The 3,363-nt window shown below is 63.6% G+C and carries 5 protein-coding genes and 1 tRNA gene; all 6 read right to left on the bottom strand.

What is annotated here, in order from left to right:
- On the bottom strand, window positions 1-865 hold an 865-nt coding region (locus tag DBR20_RS00930; RefSeq protein ID WP_219927773.1), incomplete at its 3' end, for a hypothetical protein.
- Window positions 866-869: 4 nt separating this feature from the next.
- Window positions 870-1,625, bottom strand: a complete 756-nt coding sequence (locus tag DBR20_RS00925) for a PP2C family serine/threonine-protein phosphatase (RefSeq protein ID WP_146186921.1) — start codon at window positions 1,623-1,625, stop codon at window positions 870-872.
- Between the two features lie 2 nt (window positions 1,626-1,627).
- Entirely contained in the window at window positions 1,628-2,308 is a 681-nt protein-coding gene (locus DBR20_RS00920; protein WP_108264867.1) for a VWA domain-containing protein, read from the bottom strand.
- A 210-nt stretch (window positions 2,309-2,518) separates the two neighbouring features.
- Window positions 2,519-2,776, bottom strand: coding sequence for a hypothetical protein (locus DBR20_RS00915; protein WP_108264866.1), 258 nt, complete (start codon window positions 2,774-2,776; stop codon window positions 2,519-2,521).
- A gap of 1 nt (window position 2,777) precedes the next feature.
- The gene (locus DBR20_RS00910) at window positions 2,778-3,011 is read right to left on the bottom strand and encodes a hypothetical protein (protein WP_146186920.1); all 234 of its coding nucleotides are present in this window, start codon (window positions 3,009-3,011) and stop codon (window positions 2,778-2,780) included.
- A gap of 211 nt (window positions 3,012-3,222) precedes the next feature.
- A tRNA-Thr gene (locus DBR20_RS00905) sits at window positions 3,223-3,298 on the bottom strand.
- Window positions 3,299-3,363: the final 65 nt, after the last annotated feature.

The following is a 3,363-nucleotide window of genomic DNA, read 5'->3' as shown; positions in this document are numbered from 1 at the left end:
CACGATCAAACATGTCGCGCAGTGCCGGCGGGAACATCTCATGCCCGCTGACCGGCGAGGGCAGCATCCGCGGATGCGGCTTGCCACGCGCATACGGGTACAGGTTGGCGGCGATGCGCGCCGGCAGGTCACTGGGCACCGTCGCCCCCTGCGGCCGGCCCGCATACGGATGCAGGCCGGAATTGAGCAGCTGGAACACCATCACCGCCAACGCGAAGCGATCCTGCGCCTCCTCCTGGCCCGGCTTCACCCCGGGCTGCTGGAACTCGGACGCCAGATAATCGGTGGTGACCTGCCCGGCCGGGAAACGCTCGCCCTTGCCCTGGATGCTGAAACCATCGCAATCGAGCATCGCGATGAACAAGGTGCTGCGATAGAACCGCACGTTCAGCGGCTTGAGGTCGACCACGTAGTGCTGCCGCCGGTGCAGCGCAGCCAGCATCACCGCCAGGTTGGCGGCCAGGGTCATCTTCGCGCCCAGGCCGGTAGGCAGGCCCTCGGCACGCGCCTGCCGCTCCTGCAGCACATGTTCCAGATCGCTGGTGGCCGACAGATCCAGGATCGGCATGGTGAAGCCGATGAAACGCCCACTGCGGTCCCGCAGCAGGGTCAACGGCCAGGCAATCTGCACCTGGTCGGCCCCCTGCCCCTCCATCGGCGGCAGGTCCGGCTGCAGCTCCAGCATCGCCTGCAGCTTGCGCTCGTAGACGCGCGCGTCCTTGTCCGAGTGGTAGAGCTTGGCCACTTCGCGCGGCCGCTCCTTGAGGGTGAACACGCTGCCCGCGCCGCCACTCTTGAGCAGCCGCTCCAGGGTCAGCGACCTGCGCTGTGCGTCGTAGACCTTTTCGCCGCTGCGCCCGGGCATGTGCTCAGACCGGCAGCGCGACCAGCAACGTCTTGTCGTCGCCGGTGATCTGATCGGTGCGCGGGTCGGCCAGCGTCGCATGCAGCGCCTGGCTGCCGTGGGTCTCGTCGACCCCGGCCAGATAACGGATCACCGGTGCGATGAACGGTTGGAACAGGCTGTCGCCCGCGCGCGACATCGCAAACGGCTGCACGCCATCGGACATCAGCACCAGCGCGTCGATCGCCCCTTCGAAGCGGGTCAGCCGCAGCTGCTCGCGCCAGTTGCCACCGGTCACGAACCACGTTTCGTTGGCGTACTCGCCGTTGGCAGGCAGTGACACGGCATCGGGCGACTCATTGCTGAAGGCACAGGCGGCGACGCCGTCGCCGACATGGAAGAACCAGCCGCCATCGCGCGTGGCGACAGCCCCTACCAGCGTGCAGGCATGGTCGGAGAGCTTCAGGCCCTGGCTCAGCGCAAGCATCGCCAGCTGGCCGCGCGCATCGTCGACGGCGGTTTCGATGATGGTGCGCAACGCATCCACCGGTAGTGCCAATGGATCTGCCCCGAGCTGGGCAGAACCGGTAACCGACGCCGCCACGCTGCTGGATACATGCCGGGCGCCCACATCGCTGTGCGATGCGGAGCCTGCGCCATCGCAGACCACCGCGACCAATGTCTGCCCCACCTGCACCGACGCATACGCGTCCTGGCAGGGCTGCCCGCGGTCCAGATGGGACCGTCCCGTGGCCGATGCGGCCATCACGCGCCAGGCCATGGTCAGACCGGCACTTGCGACCAGCTGTCGGTGGCCGGCAGTTGCACCTGGCCGCCGGGCGTCGAATTGGAGACCACCCGCATGCTCGCGCTCAGCCACAGGAACAGTTCCTTGAACTGCAGGCCCTGCAGGCGCTTCACGCCGCGCTCGCCATTACGGCTGAACTGGCCCAGCACGCTCATGTCGGCATTGCCGACGGCAATCGGGAACACCGCCACCTTGTTCTGCTGCTCGGCATCGCGACACTGCTCGGCCACCGCTTCCCAGGCATCGGTGGGCTGGCCATCGGACATCAGGAACAGCCACGGCCGGGTGTAGGCAACACCGGCCTGGCGGAAGCGCGCCTTCTCGTCTTCAATTTCCTGCAGCGCCAGTTCCACCGCCGCGCCAGTCGGCGTGGTGCCGTTGGCCGACAGCGTGGGCGCTGCGAAATCCATCGCGTCACACCAGTCACCACTGATGGCGGCGTTGTCCATGCCACCGTATTCAACCAGCAGCACACGCACGCGCTTGGCCGCGATCACATCGGCCTTCAGCTCCTCCTCCAACAGCTTGAGGCCCGCATTCAACTGCTCGATGGGGCCACCGCTCATGCTGCCGGAACAGTCCAGCACCAGGATCAGCGGCGTGCGCTGCTCACTGTTGTCGACCAGCGAAACATCGGGAATTGCGGCAATGGACATGATGGGAAGCCTCCGTGCGGGTGAACCGGTGCAGGTGATCTGCGCGGCCGATTATAGGGGGAGCAGGAGGTCCAGGGGGCGAGGTCCGGCGGGGAGCCGTGCAGCGCAAACGAAAAGCACCGACTGAGACAGGGGCTTTTGCTGAAACTGGTGCCGGAAATGGGAATCGAATCTACGACCAGCCGCCTACGACTCCAAATCAACGATTGCCTAGTCGCTGGACGCATCAGTCTGATCAGCGATAGCGCCAACGAAATCGATGATCTCTTCGATCTCGACGCCTCGTTGATTAGGCTCATCGTCAGATCCCAAACCGGTCTCCGAAAACTCTTGCACCAATGCATCGATCAGCGACTCGCGGTCCTGTTTGACAAGGTGCTCGATGCCCTCTTCAGGCAAGTGAAAGCTGTGCTTCGCTGCGATTTCAGCCAACAGAGAATACAGACGGGACGAGATAGGCCGTTTCATTTCACTTCACCTTCGGGTCTCTCAACCCATCGCTGCTTCTTGGAATGGCAGTTATGACCTTCCCCTCACCATTCAGGACTACCTTCGCATCTTTCCCGCTGTAAGCAGTCCTGCCACCGACCTGCTCGGCGACCTTCGCAGGGTCTTTTACGCTCCTTGAAAGAGCCTCGAAGCAAGGTTCGGCATTCATGACAACAAGGAGGTCATCGGAATCCAACTCCAGGGCTGAAGCCAAAAGGGCCATTCTGAGTTGGACAAGACGCTTGACTATAAGCACCAGCGAAGCCGAGGGCGATGCCTCGCGAGGGATTGAACAGCTACCGGAAGCTCATGACTGCCAGCCATGGGCTGGCACTACTGAACCAGCCGGCCAGCGGCCGGCACTACCAATGGCCGTGCCGCCCAAACAAAAAGCCCCGACCAAGGCCGGGGCTTTTCATTACAACTGGTGCCGGAAATAGGAATCGAACCTACGACCTACGCATTACGAATGCGCCGCTCTACCAACTGAGCTATTCCGGCGAAGCAGGCAATTTTACGGTCGGCCTACCCCTGCGGTCAATGCGGTTGTGACGATTGCCGTCAAA

The sequence above is a fragment of the Stenotrophomonas sp. HMWF023 genome (assembly GCF_003060985.1).
In the GTDB taxonomy this organism is placed as follows: Bacteria; Pseudomonadota; Gammaproteobacteria; order Xanthomonadales; family Xanthomonadaceae; genus Stenotrophomonas; species Stenotrophomonas lactitubi.
This window is presented reverse-complemented; position numbering and strand designations above follow the sequence as displayed.